Below are 16578 nucleotides of genomic sequence, written 5' to 3'. Positions count from 1 at the left end.
GGGACGACCGGCGGCGCCCCCTGAGAGGATGGTGGCGATGAGCACCGACCAGGCAGCCGCCACCACCCCGTCCCTGCCTGACCTGCTCGATGGCGCCGCAGCCGGCCCCGACGAGGCGTATGACGCGTTCTCGGCGTGGGCGACGCAGCGGGGCCTCCCGCTCTACCCCCACCAGGACGAGGCGCTGATCGCCCTGCTCGCCGGGGAGAACGTCGTGCTGTCGACGCCCACCGGCTCGGGCAAGTCGCTCGTCGCGACGGGCGCGCACTTCGCCGCGCTCGCCGGCGACCGGGTGAGCTTCTACACGGCTCCGATCAAGGCCCTGGTGAGCGAGAAGTTCTTCGCCCTGTGCGAGGTGTTGGGCGCGTCCGAGGTGGGCATGCTCACCGGCGACGCCTCGGTGAACCCCGACGCCCCCATCATCTGCTGCACCGCCGAGATCCTCGCGAACATCGCGCTGCGCGAGGGCAAGGACGCCGATGTCGGCCTGGTCGTCATGGACGAGTTCCACTACTACGCCGAGCCGGACCGGGGCTGGGCCTGGCAGGTGCCGCTGCTCGAGCTCCCGCAGGCGCAGTTCCTGCTCATGTCGGCGACCCTCGGCGACATGACCGAGCTCGCCGAGGACCTGACGCGGCGCAACGGTCGTCCCACCGCCCTGGTCACCGGGACCGAGCGGCCCATCCCGCTGAGCTTCTCCTGGGCGATGACCTCCCTGCCGGAGACGATCGAGGAGCTCCTGACCACCCACCAGGCGCCGGTCTACATCGTCCACTTCACCCAGGTGTCGGCCCTGGAGCAGGCCCAGGCCCTCGTCGGGATGAAGTCCTCGCTCAAGGCCGACAAGGAGGCGATCGCCGAGAGGATCGCCGGGTTCCGGTTCACGGCGGGGTTCGGGAAGACCCTGTCCCGCCTCGTCCGCGCGGGGATCGGCGTCCACCACGCAGGGATGCTGCCGCGGTACCGGCGGCTCGTCGAGCAGCTGGCCCAGGACGGCCTGCTCAAGGTCATCTGCGGCACGGACACCCTCGGTGTCGGCATCAACGTGCCGATCCGGACCGTGCTGTTCACCGGGCTGGTGAAGTTCGACGGGTCCCGCCAGCGGATCCTCAAGGCGCGCGAGTTCCACCAGATCGCCGGGCGGGCAGGACGGGCCGGCTTCGACACGAGTGGATCGGTGGTCATCCAGGCGCCCGAGCACGTGATCGAGAACGAGAAGAACCTCGCCAAGGCCGGCGACGACCCCAAGAAGCGACGCAAGGTGCAGCGTCGCAAGCCTGCCGACGGCGAGGTGTCGTGGACCGAGCAGACGTACGACAAGCTCGTCGCCGCGGAGCCCGAGCCGCTCGTGTCCCGCATGCGGGTCGACCACTCGATGATCCTCAACCTCGTGCAGCGGCCGGGTGACCCGGTCACGGCCCTCGCCCGGCTGCTCCGCGACAACCACGAGTCCCCGCGGAACCAGGCGCGTCTCGCGCGGCGAGCCATCACGTTGGGCCGCAGCCTGCTCGACACCGGTGTGCTCCACCGCGTCGACCCGCCCGGTCCCGACGGGCGCACCATCGCCGTCCGGGAGGAGCTCGCCGACGACTTCGCCCTCAACCAGCCGTTGGCGCCGCTCGCCCTGGCCGCGCTCGACGTCCTCGACCCCGAGTCGCCGACCCACGCGCTCGACATCGTGTCGGTCATCGAGGCGATCCTCGACGACCCGCGGCAGATCCTGATGCAGCAGCAGTACAAGGCCCGGGGCGAGGCCGTCGGTGAGATGAAGGCCGACGGCGTCGAGTACGAGGAGCGGATGCAGCTGCTCGAGGACGTGTCGTGGCCCAAGCCGCTGGCCGAGCTGCTCGACGCCACGTTCGAGATCTTCCGGCAGAGCCACCCGTGGGTCTCCGAGTCGGCGCTGTCACCGAAGTCGATCGTGCGCGACATGTACGAGCGTGCGATGACGTTCACGGAGTTCGTGGCGTTCTACCAGCTCGCCCGGTCCGAGGGCCTGGTCCTGCGCTACCTCACCGACGCCTACCGGACCCTGCGCCAGACGGTCCCCGAGGCACACCGCAGCGAGGCCTTCGAGGACCTGCACGAGTGGCTGGGTGAGACCGTCCGACAGACCGACTCCTCTCTGCTCGACGAGTGGGAGGCGCTCACCGACCCCGACGCGAACGCTCGGCTCGACGAGCTCGAACGCCTCGCGGCGCATGGTGGAACACGGGCCAGTCGCCCGATCACGTTCAACGAGAAGGCTTTCCGAGTCATGGTGCGCAACGCCATGTTCCGCCGCGTCGAGCTCGCATCCCGCGACCGGTTCCGCGACCTCGCCGCCCTGGAAGAGGCTGCGGCGTCGATCCCCGAGCCGCCGCGTCACGCGATCATGGACGAGGCTGCGTGGGACGAGGCGCTGGGCGCCTACTACGCCGAGCACGACACCATCGGCACCGACGGCGCGGCCCGCGGCCCGGCACTGCTGCACCTCTCCACGGCCACGGGTCCGGCGCCCGGCGAGAACGAGCCCGAGGGCGACCACCGCCTGTGGCTGGCCCGCCAGACGCTCGAGGACCCCGAGGGCGACCACGACTGGGTCATCGAGGCGACCGTCGACCTCGACGCCTCGGACGAGGCCGGCGAACCGGTCGTCCTGACCACCGCCCTCCGCCGCCTCTGACGAAACACGGCAGCCACCCCGACCCCGGTCTTCGACCGATCCGACGCGCCCTGACCCGTGGGCTCGCTCACAGACCCGGGGTCACCGGCGCATGGATCAGCCGCTGCGCGTGAGGAGCTCGCGCAGGCTCGTCGCCGGCCGCCCGGTGAGTCGTTCGACCACGTCGCTGACCTGCTCGACCTCGCCACGGGCGATCGCGGTGTACGTCGACACCCAGGCGTCGACCTGCCAGTCCGGCGCACCGTAGGACGCGCGCGACGCGTAGGCCTCGGGGATGGTCTCGTCCACGTAGCGCGTGGGGTTGCCGGTCACCTCGGTGACGATCTCGGCGGCCTCGGCCAGGCTGAGTGCCTCCGGGCCGGTGAGGTCGTAGGTCTCGCCCGCGTGGGCCGTCGGGTCTGCCAGCACCGCGGCGGCTGCGTCCGCGACGTCCTCCCGCGCCACCGCAGCCACGCGTCCGTCACCGGCCGGGCCACGGATGACGCCGTTGGTGGCCATCAGCGGCAGGAAGTCGGCGTAGAAGCTGTCCCGCAGGAACGTGAACTCCATGCCCGAGGCCCGGATCGCCTCCTCGGTCGCGAAGTGGTCGCGCCCGAGCGTGAAGGTGCAGTCGGCGGCGGCACCCTGGAACGACGTGTAGACGACGTGCCGGACCCCGGCGGCAGCGGCCGCGTCGACGAATGCGCGGTGCTGGCCGAGCCGGTCGGCGTCCTCCGAGGCCGAGACCATGAGCAGGGTGTCGATGCCGGACAGCGCTTCCCGGACCGCGGGGGTGTCGGCGTAGTCCACCTGACGGACCTCGGCGCCCGGCACGGAGGGGGCTGCGTCAGGGCGCCTGGCCAGCAGGACGAGGCGCTCTCCCTGCCCGGCCAGCCGCTGGAGCACCGCCCCACCCAGCGCTCCGGTCACCCCGGTGATCCCGAGGCGTCCGGCGGCTGTCGGTTCCGGGTGCTGCGATCGCTCGTCGGCCATGGCCCGAGCGTAGACCGCCGGATCAGGGGCGGTCCGGTGAGCGGTGCTGCTCGGCAGCCAGGTCGAGGGTCATGAACACGCTGAAGTCGTCCGCGGCATACGGGCCGAACGGGCCGCACTCGACGAAACCGCGGCGGGCGTAGAGGCGCCGGGCGGGGGCGAACTCCTCCGGTGAGCCGGTCTCGAGACTGAGCCGGGTGTAGCCGCGGGCCGTGGCCTCGCCGACGAGGTGGTCGAGGACGTGGGCACCGATGCCCCGACCACGGTGAGTCGGCGCGGTACGCATCGACTTGAGCTCGCCGTGACGGGGGTCGAGCTCGCGCAGCGCCCCGCACGCGAGCACCTCGTCGCCCTCCCAGACGCTCCAGAAGCTGAGGTCCGGGGTGCGCAGGCGGTCGAGGTCGAGGGTGTGCACGCTCTCGGGCGGGGAGTATCGCCGCATGTCCTCGACGTGGGCAGCGAGCAGCGCCGCCACCTGCGGGGTGTCCAGACCACCCGCACGCACCTGCACGACGCGCTCCCCGTCAGGCGGCGAAGTCCGCGAGCTCGGACGCGAGCTCGGGGTGGACGCGCGCCTTGACGTGCGTGCCGCGTTCGGTGTGCTCGCTGGAGAGCACCTCGGCCTCCTCGTGGAGGCGGCTCACCAGGTCACCGCGGTCGTACGGCAGCAGCACCTCGACGTCGATGTCGGGCCGGGGCAGCTCGTCGGCGATGAGGGCACGCAGCTCGGCGAGCCCGGCACCCGTGCGGGCCGAGACGACGATGCAGTGCTTCTCGTGGCGACGGAGCCGGTCGAGCACCTCCGGGTCGGCGGCATCGGCCTTGTTGACGACGATGACCTCCTTGACGTCCGCGGCGTCGACGTCGGCGAGGACCGCCCGCACGGCGCTGATCTGGCCCTCGGGGTCGGGGTGCGAACCGTCGACGACGTGCAGGAGCAGGTCGGCATCGGCCACCTCCTCGAGCGTCGACCGGAACGCCTCGACCAGCTGCGTCGGCAGCTGCCGGACGAAGCCCACCGTGTCGGCGAGGGTGTAGAGGCGACCGTCCTCGGTCTCGGCGCGACGGACCGTCGGGTCGAGGGTGGCGAACAGCTGGTTCTCGACGAGGACACCGGCCCCCGTGAGGCGGTTGAGCAGCGAGGACTTGCCGGCGTTGGTGTACCCGGCGATGGCGACGCTGGACACCTCGTGGGCCTTGCGGCTCAGGCGGCGCGTGTCGCGACTGGTCTTCATCTCCTTGATCTCGCGGCGCAGCTTGGCCATCCGCGTGTTGATCCGGCGACGGTCGAGCTCGATCTTCGTCTCACCCGGACCGCGCGAACCCATGCCCTGGCCGCCTGCCGCTTGGCCACCGGCCTGGCGGGACATCGACTCACCCCAGCCACGCAGGCGCGGCAGGAGGTACTGCAGCTGGGCCAGCTCGACCTGCGCCTTGCCCTCCTTGGACTTGGCGTGCTGGGCGAAGATGTCGAGGATCAGGGCCGTCCGGTCGATGACCTTGACCTTGACCACGTCCTCCAGCGCACGCCGCTGCGACGGCGTCAGCTCGGTGTCGCAGATGACCGTGTCGGCGCCCTCGGCGATGACGATGTCGCGCAGCTCGATCGCCTTGCCCGAACCGAGGTAGGTGCCGGTGTCGGGCTTGGAGCGGCGCTGGACGAGGCCGGCGAGCACCGTCGACCCGGCGGTCTCGGCCAGGGCGGCGAGCTCGCGCAACGAGTTGTCGGCGTCCTCGGCGGAGCCCTCGGTCCACACGGCGGCGAGCACGACGCGCTCGAGGCGCAGCTGGCGGTACTCGACCTCGGTGACGTCCTCGAGCTCGGTGGACAGCCCGGCGACGCGGCGCAGGGCCGCGCGGTCCTCTCGGTCGTACTGGTCGCCGTCGAAGCCGTGCTCCTCACCGGTGACGAGCGTGTCGTCCTCGTCGGAGAGCGCGGTGGCGCGGAAGTCGAAGATGTCAGAGCGTGGTGTCATGTCTCCCTCAGGGTCTCACCGATTCAACGGCAGCGGCGACCCGTTTATGTCCCCACCCCCTGGGTGGCCCTAGCGTTGGCCCCGATGAACGACCACGACCACTACTTCACCGCCGAGCCGGTCAGCGCGGCGCAGCAGCGCTCCACGACCGTCGAGCTCGCCGGGCGCGAGGTCACCGTGCGCACCGCGGCAGGCATCTTCAGCCCCGACGGGATCGACAAGGGCACCGCTGTCCTCCTGCGGGAGGCACCGGCCCCGCCCAAGACCGGGGCGCTGCTCGACCTCGGCTGCGGCTGGGGCCCGATCACCCTGACCCTGGCCCTGCGGTCGCCCGGGGCGACCGTGTACGGCGTCGACGTCAACGAGCGGGCCCTGGACCTGCTCCGCACCACCGCGGCGTCGCTGGACCTCGGTTCGGTGCACGCCTGCCGGCCCGGGGACGTGCCCGCCGACGTGGAGTTCGCCGCGATCTGGTCCAACCCACCGATCCGGGTGGGCAAGGCCGTCCTGCACGACATGCTGCTCACGTGGCTCCCCCGCCTGGCGGTGGGCGGCGCCGCCTACCTCGTCGTGCAGAAGAACCTCGGCTCGGACTCGCTCCAGAAGTGGCTCGGTGAGCAGCTCCCTGCCGACGCGTATGTGGTGGGGCGCTTCGCCCTCGACAAGGGCTTCCGGGTCCTCGAGGTCCGCCGCACCGCCTGAGAGCACCCGTCCCCGGACGCGATCAGGGCCGCGGCTGCCCGAGCGGCGAGGCTAGACCAGCGAGGTGGTGCCGTCGGCCACGAGCAGCGCCGGTCCGGCGAGCTCGACGTGACGGTCCGGCAGCATCCGTACCTGGAGGCGGCCGCCGGGGACGTCGACCGTCCACGAGTCGCCCCGGTCGCCGGCCCAGAAACGGGTCGCGAGGGCTGCTGCCGCCGCGCCGGTGCCGCACGAGCGGGTCTCCCCGACGCCGCGCTCATGCACCCGCATCCGGATGTGCCCGGCTCCCATGGGCCGGACGAACTCGATGTTCGTGCCGTGCTCCGGCTCCGGGTTGACCACGGGCCCGTGGAACAGGTCGAGCGCGTCGAGGTCGACCGCCTCGGGCAGGGCCACGACGGTGTGCGGGTTGCCGAGGTCGAGCGTCAGGGCCGACAGCGGTTCGTGTCCGTCGAGGTGCACCAGGGCGTCGAACCCCTCGGCGTCCGCGATCTGCGGCTGGGCGAGGCGCCACGTGCCGAGGTCGACGGCGATGAGGTCGGGTCGCTCGAACCGGACGACCTTCACCCCGGCACGGGTCGCGATGGCGAACTCGTCAGCCGTCTCCAGGCCTTCGCGACGCAGGTAGGCGGCGAACACGCGGGTGCCGTTGCCGCACATCTCGGCGATGCTGCCGTCGGCGTTGCGGTAGTCCATGAACCACCGGGCGGCACCCGCCTGGGAGAGCACCTCGGGTTCGGAGGCGAACGACGTCGGGACCACCCGGATGACCCCGTCGCCACCGATGCCGGCGCGGCGGTCGGCGAGCCGGGCGGCCTGCTCGGCGGTGATCGGGCGGGCCCCCTCGAGGTCGGGCACGAGGACGAAGTCGTTCTCGGTCCCGTGTCCCTTGGTGAAGGGGGTCTGGTCAGCCATGCCCACCATTGTCCCTGATCGCCGCCCGTACCGCGGCCAGCGCCCGCGCCGTGAGGTCCTCGCGGTCCGCGATCCCGGCGTCGAGCCAGTGGATCCGGTGGTCCGGACCGAACCACGACTCCTGGCGGCGCGCGAACCGGCGGGTGAGCGTGACGGTCTCCTCCCTCGCCTGGGCGCCGTCGAGCCGGCCGTCGAGCTCGGCGAGCGCCTGGGCGTACCCCAGGGCCCGTGACGCGGTCCGACCCTCCCGGAGCCCGACCCGGGCGAGGTCCCGCACCTCGTCGAGCAGACCGTGCTCCCACATGGCGTCCACGCGCGTGGCGATGCGGGCGTCGAGCTCGGGACGGGCCACCCTCAGGCCCACGACCACGGTGGGCTGCACGAACTCACGCCGCGGCATCGTCGCCGAGAACGGCCGTCCGGTGAGCTCCACGACCTCGAGCGCGCGCACCATACGGCGGACGTTGTTGGGCTCGATCTGTTGCATCGCCACGGGATCCACGGCACGCAGTCGCTCGGCCATCGCGGCGGCACCGAGCTCTGCCGCTTGCGCCTCGAGCCGCGCGCGCACTGCCGGATCGGTCGGAGGGATCTCGAGGACGTCGAGCGCCGCCCGGACGTACAGCCCCGACCCGCCCACGACGACCGGGTGGTGGCTACGCGACTGGATCGCGGCGAGGTCCTCGCGCGCCGACGCCTGGTACGCCGCCACCGAGGCCTCGTCGGTCACCTCGAGGACGTCCAGCTGGTGGTGGGGTATGCCGCGCCGCTCGGTCGGAGCCAGCTTGGCCGTGCCGATGTCCATCCCCCGGTAGAGCTGGCTGGCGTCCGCGTTGACGACCTCGCCGCCGAGGGCTTCGGCCAGGTCGAGGCCGAGGTCGGACTTGCCGGTCGCCGTGGCGCCGACGACAGCGACGACCAGGGGTCGCGTCACCGGTACGACGTCACAGGTCGTGGTCGTCGGGTGCGTCGTGGCCGAAGGGGTCCGGGTCGACCCCGGGCATCCAGCTGCTGCCCGGCTTGCCCCAGCCGGCCTTCTTCGTGGCCTTGCGCGCCTTCTTGCCCCACTTGTCGTTGAGCCGGTCGAGGTAGAGGAAACCGTTGAGGTGGTCGTACTCGTGCTGCATGCACCGCGCGAACCATCCCGAGGCCTCGAACGCGATCTCGTTGCCCTCGCCGTCGAACCCGGTCACCGTGGCGAGCTCACCCCGCTTGAGCGGGAAGCTCTCCCCCGGTACCGAGAGGCAGCCCTCCACCTCCTCGTGCGGGTCGGGGTCCTCCTGGGCCGGCTTGCTCGGGCTGACGAACGGGTTGACGATCACGCCCCGCGTCGGGACGTCGTCGTCGTTGTCCATCTGCCAGGTGAACACCCGCAGCCCGACTCCGATCTGCGGAGCCGCGAGGCCGACACCGTTCGCGGCGTCCATGGTCTCGAACATGTCGGAGATGAGCTCGGCGAGGTCTGCGTCGAACGCCGTCACGGGTTCGGCACGTCGGTGGAGCACGGGCTCCCCGAGGATCACGATGGGCCGGATCGTCATGCGCAGGAGTCTTCCAGATCGTCAGCCGCAGGCGGGTGCGGGTGCCGCGGCGGGTCGGCCGACGCTGGGCATGCCGAGCGAGACCGCCGGCTTCCCGGGCACCGGGGAGTCCTGCAGCGCGGCCCACGCGTCGCCACCGGCGGTGCGGCGCACCAACCAGGCGCCCCCCTCCAGGGCGGCGTCGGCGACGAGGTGGTGCGGGGCGCCATACGTGACCCCGACGGTGACCAGGTCGCCCGGGCGGGGGCGTTCGGCACCCTCGGGCACGGCGAAGTGGACCAGGCGGTTGTCGCGTGCACGGCCGGAGAGGCGGTGGGTCGCGGTGTCCTTGCGACCTTCGCCGGTCGCCACGAGCACCTCGACCTCACGGCCCTCGAGGCGACGGTTCTCCGCCCAGGAGACCTCCTCCTGCACGGCGAGCAGGCGCATGTAGCGCTCCTGCACCACGGCCTTCGGCAGCTGGTCGGGCATGGTCGCGGCCGGCGTGCCGGGGCGGATGGAGTACTGGAACGTGAACGCGCTCGAGAACCGTGACTCGCGCACGACGCGCAGGGTCTCCTCGAAGTCGGCCTCGGTCTCGCCCGGGAAGCCGACGATGATGTCCGTGGTGATCGCGGCGTCCGGGATCTGCGCGCGGACCTTGTCCAGGATGCCGAGGAACTTGGCGCTGCGGTAGGAGCGGCGCATCTCCTTGAGGACGCGGTCGGACCCCGACTGCAGGGGCATGTGCAGGCTGGGCATGACGTTGGGGGTCTCGGCCATCGCGGCGATGACGTCGTCGGTGAACGCAGCCGGGTGAGGGCTCGTGAAGCGCACCCGCTCCAGGCCCTCGATCTCGCCACAGGCCCGCAGGAGCTTGCCGAACGCCAGCCGGTCGCCGAACTCCACGCCGTAGGTGTTGACGTTCTGGCCGAGCAGCGTCACCTCGACGACGCCCTGCTCGACGAGCGCCTTCACCTCGGCGAGGACGTCGCCCGGACGGCGGTCGGCCTCCTTGCCGCGCAGGCTCGGGACGATGCAGAACGTGCAGGTGTTGTTGCAGCCCACCGAGATCGAGACCCAGCCGGCGTAGGCGGAGTCACGCCGCGTCGGCAGCGTCGACGGGAAGACCTCGAGGCTCTCGAGGATCTCGACCTGCGCCTCGCGGTTGTGGCGGGCCCGCTCGAGCAGCGCCGGGAGGCTGCCGATGTTGTGGGTGCCGAACACGACGTCCACCCAGGGCGCGCGCTCGACGATGGTGGCGCGGTCCTTCTGGGCCATGCACCCACCGACCGCGATCTGCATGTCGGGGTTCGCGGTCTTCTCGGGTCGCAGCTGGCCGAGGTTGCCGTACAGCTTGTTGTCGGCGTTCTCGCGCACGGCGCAGGTGTTGAACACGACCACGTCCGCAGCGGACGGGCGCTCGCCCGCGGGCACGCTGTTGACGTCGACGTACCCGGCCGTCTCGAGCAGGCCGGCGAGGCGCTCGGAGTCGTGCACGTTCATCTGGCACCCGTGGGTGCGCACGTCGTAGGTCTTCTGCGTCGTCTGTGTGGTCATCGCACCGGCAAGGGTACGTGGTGCCGGCGTTCCCGGGCGTCGCGCTCCCCCATGTCCACGGCGTGGGCTCCCCCGGTGGCCGGTTGACGACGGGCGGTCAGCTGCGGATGCGGCGCAGGTCGGCCAGGACGGGTGGCAGGGCCACCGCGAGCAGCACCACGGCCGGGACGAGCAGCACGGGAAAGCCGATCGCGAGGTAGCCCGCTGCACCGACGAGCCCGCCGACGAAGAACAGTCCGACGAGCACCGAGAGCATCGACAGCTTCGACAGGTCGGCCCGCACCGGCTCCAGCCCGGCGCGCCGGCTGCGGTAGACGAGCTTGCCGAGCTCGATCCCGATGTCGGTGACCATGCCGGTCACGTGCGTGGTCCGGATCTGGGCCTGCGAGATCTTGGTGATGATGGCGTTCTGCAGGCCCATGGTGAAGCAGAGCACGGCCACGAACACCATGGTGCGGTGGCGCCACACCAGCAGGTCGGCCGCACCACCGAAGACGAGCACGAGCAGGGCCTCGACGACCAGGACGTTCGCGTACCTCCCCCGCAACCCGCGACGACGGCCCCAGTTGAACAGGACGGCGCAGGCCATCGCCCCGAGGACGAAAGACCCGATCGCCAACAGCCCCACCCCGACCACCGAGTAGGCCCCGAGCACGAGGTGGTCGGCCACCGATGCGGTGAGCCCGGTCATGTGCGAGGTGTAGACCGAGACCGCGACGAAGCCGACGGAGTTCAGCGTGCCTGCGATGAGGGCGAGCAGGTTGGCCAGGTGGCGGTTGGCCTGCTCGGAACGCGCGGCGTCGGCGGCATCGACCAGGTAGGCCCGGGCACGCCGAGCCAGGCTCGACCGAGCTTGGCTCGGTCGGACGTGCGGCAGGGGCTCCACGACTGCAGCCTAGGTGCGTGCGCGGACCTGTCCGCCCACTCGCAGGACCTGGTCACTCAGTCGCGTTGGTGCTCCTGCGCCTGCGCCAGGGCGTCGCGGATGACGGCCATCGACAGGTCGGCCGGGTACCCCTTGCGGGCCAGCATCCCGGCCAGTCGGCGCTTCTGCACGAGCACGTCGAGCCCGTGCATGGAGCGCAGCTTCTTGGCGACGAGGCGCTCGGCCTGGTCGCGCTCGGCATTCGGGTCGATCGCGTCGAGCGTGGCTCGGGCGGTCTCGTCGTCGACACCCTTGGTCCGCAGCTCGCGGGCCAGGGCGCGCTTGGCCAGTCCACGACCGGCCTGCTGCGACCGCACCAGCATGCCTGCGAACGCCTCGTCGTCGATCAGGCCGACCTCGGTCATCCGGTCGAGCACGGCCTCGGCGACGTCGTCGGGGCACTCCCGCTGCTTGAGCTTGTCGCGCAGCTGCTTGCGGCTCCGTGGCGCCATGGCCAGCTGTCGCAGCACGATCTGGCGGGCGACGTCGTGGGCATCCGGCTCGGAGTCGCGGGTCTGCAGGTCGCTCTCGGGGTCACCGGGGATGGGTTGCCAGGCCTTCGAGCGGCGCGGGCGGCGGGCGGGCTCGGGTGCTGCCGGGCCGGACGACGCTGCGGCAAGGGCGGCCTCGAGGGCAGCCCTTGCCGCAGCGTGTCGATCAGTCATGCGGGTTCAGTCGTCGGTCGGGTGAGCCGCGGCTCAGAACTCGACCGGGACCTCGGGGATCGCGTCGGCAGGCTTGTCGACCTGCGGTCCGATGCCGAGCTTCTCCTTGACCTTCTTCTCGATCTCGTTGCCGAGGTCGGGGTTGTCCTTGAGGAACTGGCGCGCGTTCTCCTTGCCCTGGCCGAGCTGGTCGCCCTCGTAGGTGTACCAGGCGCCGGCCTTGCGGACGAAGCCGTGCTCGACACCCATGTCGATGAGGCCACCTTCGCGGGAGATGCCCTGCCCGTAGAGGATGTCGAACTCGGCCTGCTTGAACGGCGGGGCCACCTTGTTCTTGACGACCTTGACGCGGGTGCGGTTGCCGACGGGCTCGCTGCCGTCCTTGAGCGTCTCGATGCGGCGGACGTCCAGGCGGACCGAGGCGTAGAACTTCAGCGCCTTGCCACCCGTGGTCGTCTCGGGCGAGCCGAACATGACGCCGATCTTCTCGCGGAGCTGGTTGATGAAGATCGCCGTGGTGCCGGTGGTGTTCAGGGCACCGGTGAGCTTGCGCAGGGCCTGGGACATCAGGCGCGCCTGCAGGCCCACGTGGCTGTCGCCCATCTCGCCCTCGATCTCGGCGCGCGGCACGAGGGCTGCGACCGAGTCGATGACGATGATGTCGATGGCGCCGGAGCGGATCAGCATGTCGGCGATCTCGAGCGCCTGCTCGCCCGTGTCGGGCTGGCTGACGAGGAGGGCGTCGGTGTCGACACCGAGCTTCTTGGCGTAGTCGGGGTCGAGGGCGTGCTCGGCGTCGATGAACGCCGCGATGCCACCGGCCCGCTGGGCACTGGCCACGGCGTGCAGGGCGACGGTCGTCTTGCCGGAGGACTCCGGCCCGTAGATCTCCACGACCCGACCGCGCGGGAGCCCGCCGATACCGAGGGCCACGTCGAGCGCGATCGACCCCGTGGGGATCACGTCGATGGGCGGACGGACGTCGTCGCCGAGGCGCATCACGGCGCCCTTGCCGAAGTTCTTCTCGATCTGCCCCATGACGGAGTCGAGCGACTTCGCCTTCTGGTCCACTGTTGCAGTGTTGCCACCGGACATCTTGGCCACCGTTCCTTCTTTCCATGTCGAGTCGGGCGCGCCTGCCTTCGACCCGGTCGCTGTCAGCTGCTGTCGGGTCAGACGCTAGGTGTCTCCACCGACAGCCGTCCCGGGCCGGTCTGCGGCCTGTGGACGGTGGTCCTGCGGGGGTTCCACCTGTGGACGAACATACCGAACATCTGTTCGAAGTCCGACACGACACGCGCGACACGCCGCGGGTCGGCAGCAGTAGCATCGGTGGTGCAGGGAACACGAGCCAGGAGGCGGGCCGATGGAGCCCACGGTGCACCTGACGCTGGCCGAAGCCGGGTCCGACCGGGCCCGTCTCGACCAGCTCGCCCGGCTGTTGCGTGACGAGCTCGGGCAGCTCGACGGCGCGGACGTGCGCCCCGGCCCGCCGCAGCACGCTCCTCCCGGCGCCCGCGGTGTCGACGCCCCCACCGTTAGCACCCTCGTCGTGGCCCTCATGGGGTCCGGCGGCCTCACCGCCCTGGTCGCGGCGGTCCGGGCCTGGCTCGACCGGGGGCACGAGGCGCCGCGCAGCATCCACCTCGAGCTCGAGGGTGACGTCCTCGAGCTGTCCGGCGCGACCCCGGCCGAGAACGACCGGTTGGTGTCCCTCTTCCTGGCCCGCCACGCAGGGAAGGCGCCGTCGTGGACGGCCGACGCACCGCCCTGATCGTCGCGAGCGACGAGTTCGAGCACACCGGGCTGAGCCGGTTGCAGGCCCCCGCGGCGGACGAGGAGGCGCTGGCCGCCGTGCTGGGCGATCCCCAGGTCGGGGGGTTCGAGGTCCGCGTCGTGCACAACGCGCCCTCCCACGCCGTGCAGGCCCAGGTGGAGGACCTGTTCGCGGAAGGACGGCCCGAGGACCTGCTCCTCCTGCACTTCTCCGGCCACGGACTCAAGAGCGACTCCGGGGAGCTGTTCCTCGCCGCGACCAACACCCGCCCGGACCGGCTGGCGTCCACCGCCGTCTCCGCCGACTTCGTCCAGCGGTGCATGCGGGGATCCAGGGCTCGCAGCATCGTGCTGTTCCTCGACTGCTGCTACGGCGGCGCCTTCGGGGAAGGGGTCGCGGTCCGGGCCGCCGGCCCGGCGAACGTGCTCGACAGCTTCCCCGCCGGGAAGCTGGGCGGCGGCCGCGGCCGCGCGGTCATCACCGCGTCCAGCGCGATGGAGTACGCGTTCGAGGGCAGCGCGCTGGCCACCGACGACCAGGTCCAGCCGTCGGTGTTCACCGCCGCGCTGGTCCAGGGCCTCAGCACCGGCGCCGCCGACCGGGACGAGGACGGTCTGGTCTCGCTGAACGAGCTCTACGACTACGTGTTCGACCAGGTCCGAGCGCAGAACCCGAACCAGACGCCCAGCCGGGACATCGAGCTCCAGGGCGAGCTCTACGTCGCGAGGAGCCGGCGCAAGCGGGTCCGGGCGGTCCCCCTGCCACCGGACCTCCGGGCGGCCGTGGAGGACGACAACATGTACACCCGGCTGGGAGCGGTCGGTGAGCTGCGGGCGCGCCTCGCGAACGTCGACCCGGGTGTCTCCCTGGGTGCCCGCGAGGCGCTGGAGGCCATCGCGCGCTCCGACACGTCCTACGTGGCCGACGCGGCCCGCGCCGCTCTCGACCCGGGTCACCCGACGGTGCCGACGCCTGTGACCGAGACCGTGACTGAGTCCCCGCCGCGGGACGACTCCCGACCCGAGGACACCGCGCCCCCGGCCACCCCGGCACGGGCCCCCGCCGCTCCACGGACGGAGCGGCGCGCCGCCACCGCCAGGGCCACCCCGTCCCCCGCCCCCTTGGCCACCCCGTCCGCCACGCCAGTGGTCACCGGGTCGGTCACGCCAGTGGTCACCGGGTCGGTCGCGGAGTCGGCGGGGTCGGCGGCGCACGACCCACGCGCGGCCCGCCAGCGGGTCTCGGCCGGTCGGACGGCCCTCACCGGTGGCGCCCTGACGCTGCTCTCCGCCCTCCTGCCGTACTTCGTCCGCGGCGACGACGCGCACGCGTTCGACCCGCGGCTGTCCACGGTCCTCCTCGTCGTGGGTGCGGTCGGCATCGTCGTGGCGCTCGGCACCCTGTACCTCCGCGCACTCTTCGCGCCCTGGCGCTGGGTGGTGTCAGCCGCAGCGGTCGCAGCGGCGGTCGCCCTGGTGATGATCCTCGACGTGTCCTCCGACCTGGGGTCGAGCGAGGTCGACGTCGGGATCTGGGTCGCCCTGGCGGGCTGCCTGACGACCCTGGCCGGGGGGGTGACGGCGCTCCTGGGTCGACTCCGCGCCCCCGGCGGCGCAGGAACAGGGCCGTCCCCGGCTGCCCCGTCGCCGCGGGCTCGGGCCGTCGGACGCGCAGCGGTCGTGAGCTCGGGGAGTGCCATCGTCGCGACCTTCGCGGTGCGGTTCACGGGTGGTACGCAGGCCCTGGTGGAGCCCGACCTCGTGTGGGCCTGGTTGTTCCCCGGCTTCGTCGGCCTGGCCGGCGGCATCCTCACCCTGCGGCTGCACCGGTGGACGCACGTCGGACCTGCCCTGGTCACCGGCGCGGCGACGGCTGCCCTCTGGGGCGTGTGGGACCTTCCGCGCATCTGGCACGCCGAGGGCACCGCCAACCTCGGTGCAGGGTTCTTCCTCGAGTTCGGCGGCCTCATCGGCCTCGTGGTCGTCGGGGCCGGGGCCCTCGTCATCCTCCGCCGCGAGCACTCCCTGGTGGTGGCGCCGCCCGCGTGGAGCAGCGCCGCCCTGACGGGGGTGGTCGGGCTCCTCGCAGCCGTCCCCTTCGTGCGGGTGGCCGCGGCGAACGTGGGCAGCTCCCAGCCGGGGAACGCCGCCCACGACATCGAGATGATCGTCCTCGTCGTGCTCGCCCCGCTGCTGACCACCGTGGTGCGGCCCAGCGTGCTGGGACGCCTCCTGCTGGTCGGCTGGTCGTTCGCGGCAGCCGGCACGGTCGTCGCCTACTGGCGCCTGCTCAGGCGCGGGGGCTTCCCGCTGTATGGGGTGCCGTACGCCCTGCTCGCCCTCGCCGCCTTCGTGGTCATCGCGGTGGCCGTCCGCCCGGGAGGCGAAGACCCTCCGGTCGAGAACCAGGAGCAGGACCGACCTCCGGACTAGCCGCCGACCCGCCGCATCGGCGTGTGCGGGATGCCGTCCTCGACGAACCCTCGCCCGCTCGGCACGAACCCGAAGGCGGCATACCAGTCGACGAGGTGGGACTGGGCGTCGAGCACCACGTCCCGCTCCCCCGCCCCGTCCAGGACTGCAGTGACGAGACGGGCGGCGAGGCCGCGGCCGCGCCAGGCGCGGGCCGTCGCCACCCTGCCGATGCGCAGGGCGCCACCGTCGGCCTCGTCGTCGAGCACCCGCAGGGTCGCCACCGGTGCACCGGCCCGGTCGATCCAGAGGTGACGCGTGCGGGGTGCGAGGTCGCGGCCGTCGAGGTCGAGGTAGGGACAGTCCTGCTCGACGACGAAGACCTCCGAGCGCAGCGCCCACAGCCCGTAGGCCGTGAGCCGGTCGAGGTCGGCGAAGGGCGCCGAACGCACCACGTCCGAGGCCTGGTCCACGGGTTCGTCCATGCGCC

The 16578-nt window shown here is 72.0% G+C and carries 15 protein-coding genes; 4 read left to right on the top strand and 11 right to left on the bottom strand.

Annotated features, from left to right (window positions below; translation table 11 throughout):
- The first annotated feature begins 37 nt into the window (after nucleotides 1–37).
- Nucleotides 38–2665 (top strand): DEAD/DEAH box helicase, encoded by a 2628-nt coding sequence (locus tag ACYVKF_RS14140; protein ID WP_460967216.1) that lies wholly within the window; start codon nucleotides 38–40, stop codon nucleotides 2663–2665.
- 96 nt (nucleotides 2666–2761) lie between these two features.
- Here the strand turns inward: ACYVKF_RS14140 and ACYVKF_RS14135 are convergent, their stop codons facing one another.
- Genes ACYVKF_RS14135 through hflX form a run of 3 tightly spaced genes read right to left on the bottom strand, consistent with a single transcriptional unit; the run spans nucleotide 2762 to nucleotide 5613 of the window.
- On the bottom strand, nucleotides 2762–3637 hold the full coding sequence (locus ACYVKF_RS14135) for an SDR family oxidoreductase (RefSeq protein ID WP_460967214.1): 876 nt from the start codon (nucleotides 3635–3637) through the stop codon (nucleotides 2762–2764).
- A 22-nt stretch (nucleotides 3638–3659) separates the two neighbouring features.
- Nucleotides 3660–4148, bottom strand: coding sequence for a GNAT family N-acetyltransferase (locus tag ACYVKF_RS14130; protein WP_460967212.1), 489 nt, complete (start codon nucleotides 4146–4148; stop codon nucleotides 3660–3662).
- 13 nt (nucleotides 4149–4161) lie between these two features.
- Nucleotides 4162–5613 (bottom strand): GTPase HflX, encoded by a 1452-nt coding sequence (gene hflX / locus ACYVKF_RS14125; RefSeq protein ID WP_056917682.1) that lies wholly within the window; start codon nucleotides 5611–5613, stop codon nucleotides 4162–4164.
- Between the two features lie 84 nt (nucleotides 5614–5697).
- Between hflX and ACYVKF_RS14120 the strand changes: the two genes are divergently transcribed.
- The gene (locus ACYVKF_RS14120; protein WP_460967210.1) at nucleotides 5698–6315 is read left to right on the top strand and encodes a class I SAM-dependent methyltransferase; all 618 of its coding nucleotides are present in this window, start codon (nucleotides 5698–5700) and stop codon (nucleotides 6313–6315) included.
- A 51-nt stretch (nucleotides 6316–6366) separates the two neighbouring features.
- Here the strand turns inward: ACYVKF_RS14120 and dapF are convergent, their stop codons facing one another.
- From dapF to recA, 7 genes are all read right to left on the bottom strand, one after another.
- Nucleotides 6367–7230: a diaminopimelate epimerase gene (gene dapF, locus ACYVKF_RS14115; RefSeq protein ID WP_460967208.1), complete on the bottom strand. Its 864-nt coding sequence runs from the start codon at nucleotides 7228–7230 to the stop codon at nucleotides 6367–6369.
- Entirely contained in the window at nucleotides 7223–8164 is a 942-nt protein-coding gene (gene miaA, locus ACYVKF_RS14110) for a tRNA (adenosine(37)-N6)-dimethylallyltransferase MiaA (RefSeq protein ID WP_460967206.1), read from the bottom strand. Before miaA ends, dapF begins: the two co-directional genes overlap by 8 nt.
- Before the next feature lie 10 nt (nucleotides 8165–8174).
- On the bottom strand, nucleotides 8175–8771 hold the full coding sequence (gene def, locus ACYVKF_RS14105) for a peptide deformylase (protein ID WP_460967204.1): 597 nt from the start codon (nucleotides 8769–8771) through the stop codon (nucleotides 8175–8177).
- Between the two features lie 21 nt (nucleotides 8772–8792).
- The gene (miaB, locus tag ACYVKF_RS14100; protein ID WP_460967203.1) at nucleotides 8793–10310 is read right to left on the bottom strand and encodes a tRNA (N6-isopentenyl adenosine(37)-C2)-methylthiotransferase MiaB; all 1518 of its coding nucleotides are present in this window, start codon (nucleotides 10308–10310) and stop codon (nucleotides 8793–8795) included.
- A 97-nt stretch (nucleotides 10311–10407) separates the two neighbouring features.
- Nucleotides 10408–11196: a YoaK family protein gene (locus tag ACYVKF_RS14095; protein WP_460967201.1), complete on the bottom strand. Its 789-nt coding sequence runs from the start codon at nucleotides 11194–11196 to the stop codon at nucleotides 10408–10410.
- 56 nt (nucleotides 11197–11252) lie between these two features.
- The gene (locus ACYVKF_RS14090) at nucleotides 11253–11900 is read right to left on the bottom strand and encodes a regulatory protein RecX (protein ID WP_056919978.1); all 648 of its coding nucleotides are present in this window, start codon (nucleotides 11898–11900) and stop codon (nucleotides 11253–11255) included.
- A gap of 33 nt (nucleotides 11901–11933) precedes the next feature.
- A complete protein-coding gene (gene recA, locus ACYVKF_RS14085) occupies nucleotides 11934–12995 on the bottom strand; it encodes a recombinase RecA (RefSeq protein WP_056917884.1) in 1062 nt (353 codons plus the stop codon).
- A gap of 271 nt (nucleotides 12996–13266) precedes the next feature.
- On the opposite strand from recA, the gene ACYVKF_RS14080 reads away from it, so the two are divergent.
- Nucleotides 13267–13674 carry an effector-associated constant component EACC1 gene (locus ACYVKF_RS14080; protein ID WP_460967199.1) on the top strand — a complete coding sequence of 136 codons (408 nt, stop codon included), beginning with the start codon at nucleotides 13267–13269 and terminating at the stop codon, nucleotides 13672–13674.
- Nucleotides 13650–16109 (top strand): caspase, EACC1-associated type, encoded by a 2460-nt coding sequence (locus tag ACYVKF_RS14075; protein WP_460967197.1) that lies wholly within the window; start codon nucleotides 13650–13652, stop codon nucleotides 16107–16109. Before ACYVKF_RS14080 ends, ACYVKF_RS14075 begins: the two co-directional genes overlap by 25 nt.
- Here the strand turns inward: ACYVKF_RS14075 and ACYVKF_RS14070 are convergent.
- On the bottom strand, nucleotides 16106–16573 hold the full coding sequence (locus tag ACYVKF_RS14070; RefSeq protein ID WP_460967195.1) for a GNAT family N-acetyltransferase: 468 nt from the start codon (nucleotides 16571–16573) through the stop codon (nucleotides 16106–16108). The two genes, ACYVKF_RS14075 and ACYVKF_RS14070, sit on opposite strands and share 4 nt — an antisense overlap.
- Between the last annotated feature and the right edge of the window lie 5 nt (nucleotides 16574–16578).

It is taken from the genome of Pedococcus soli (genome assembly GCF_054782575.1).
Note: the sequence above shows the minus strand (reverse complement) of the source record. Positions and strands in the feature narration are given on the sequence as shown.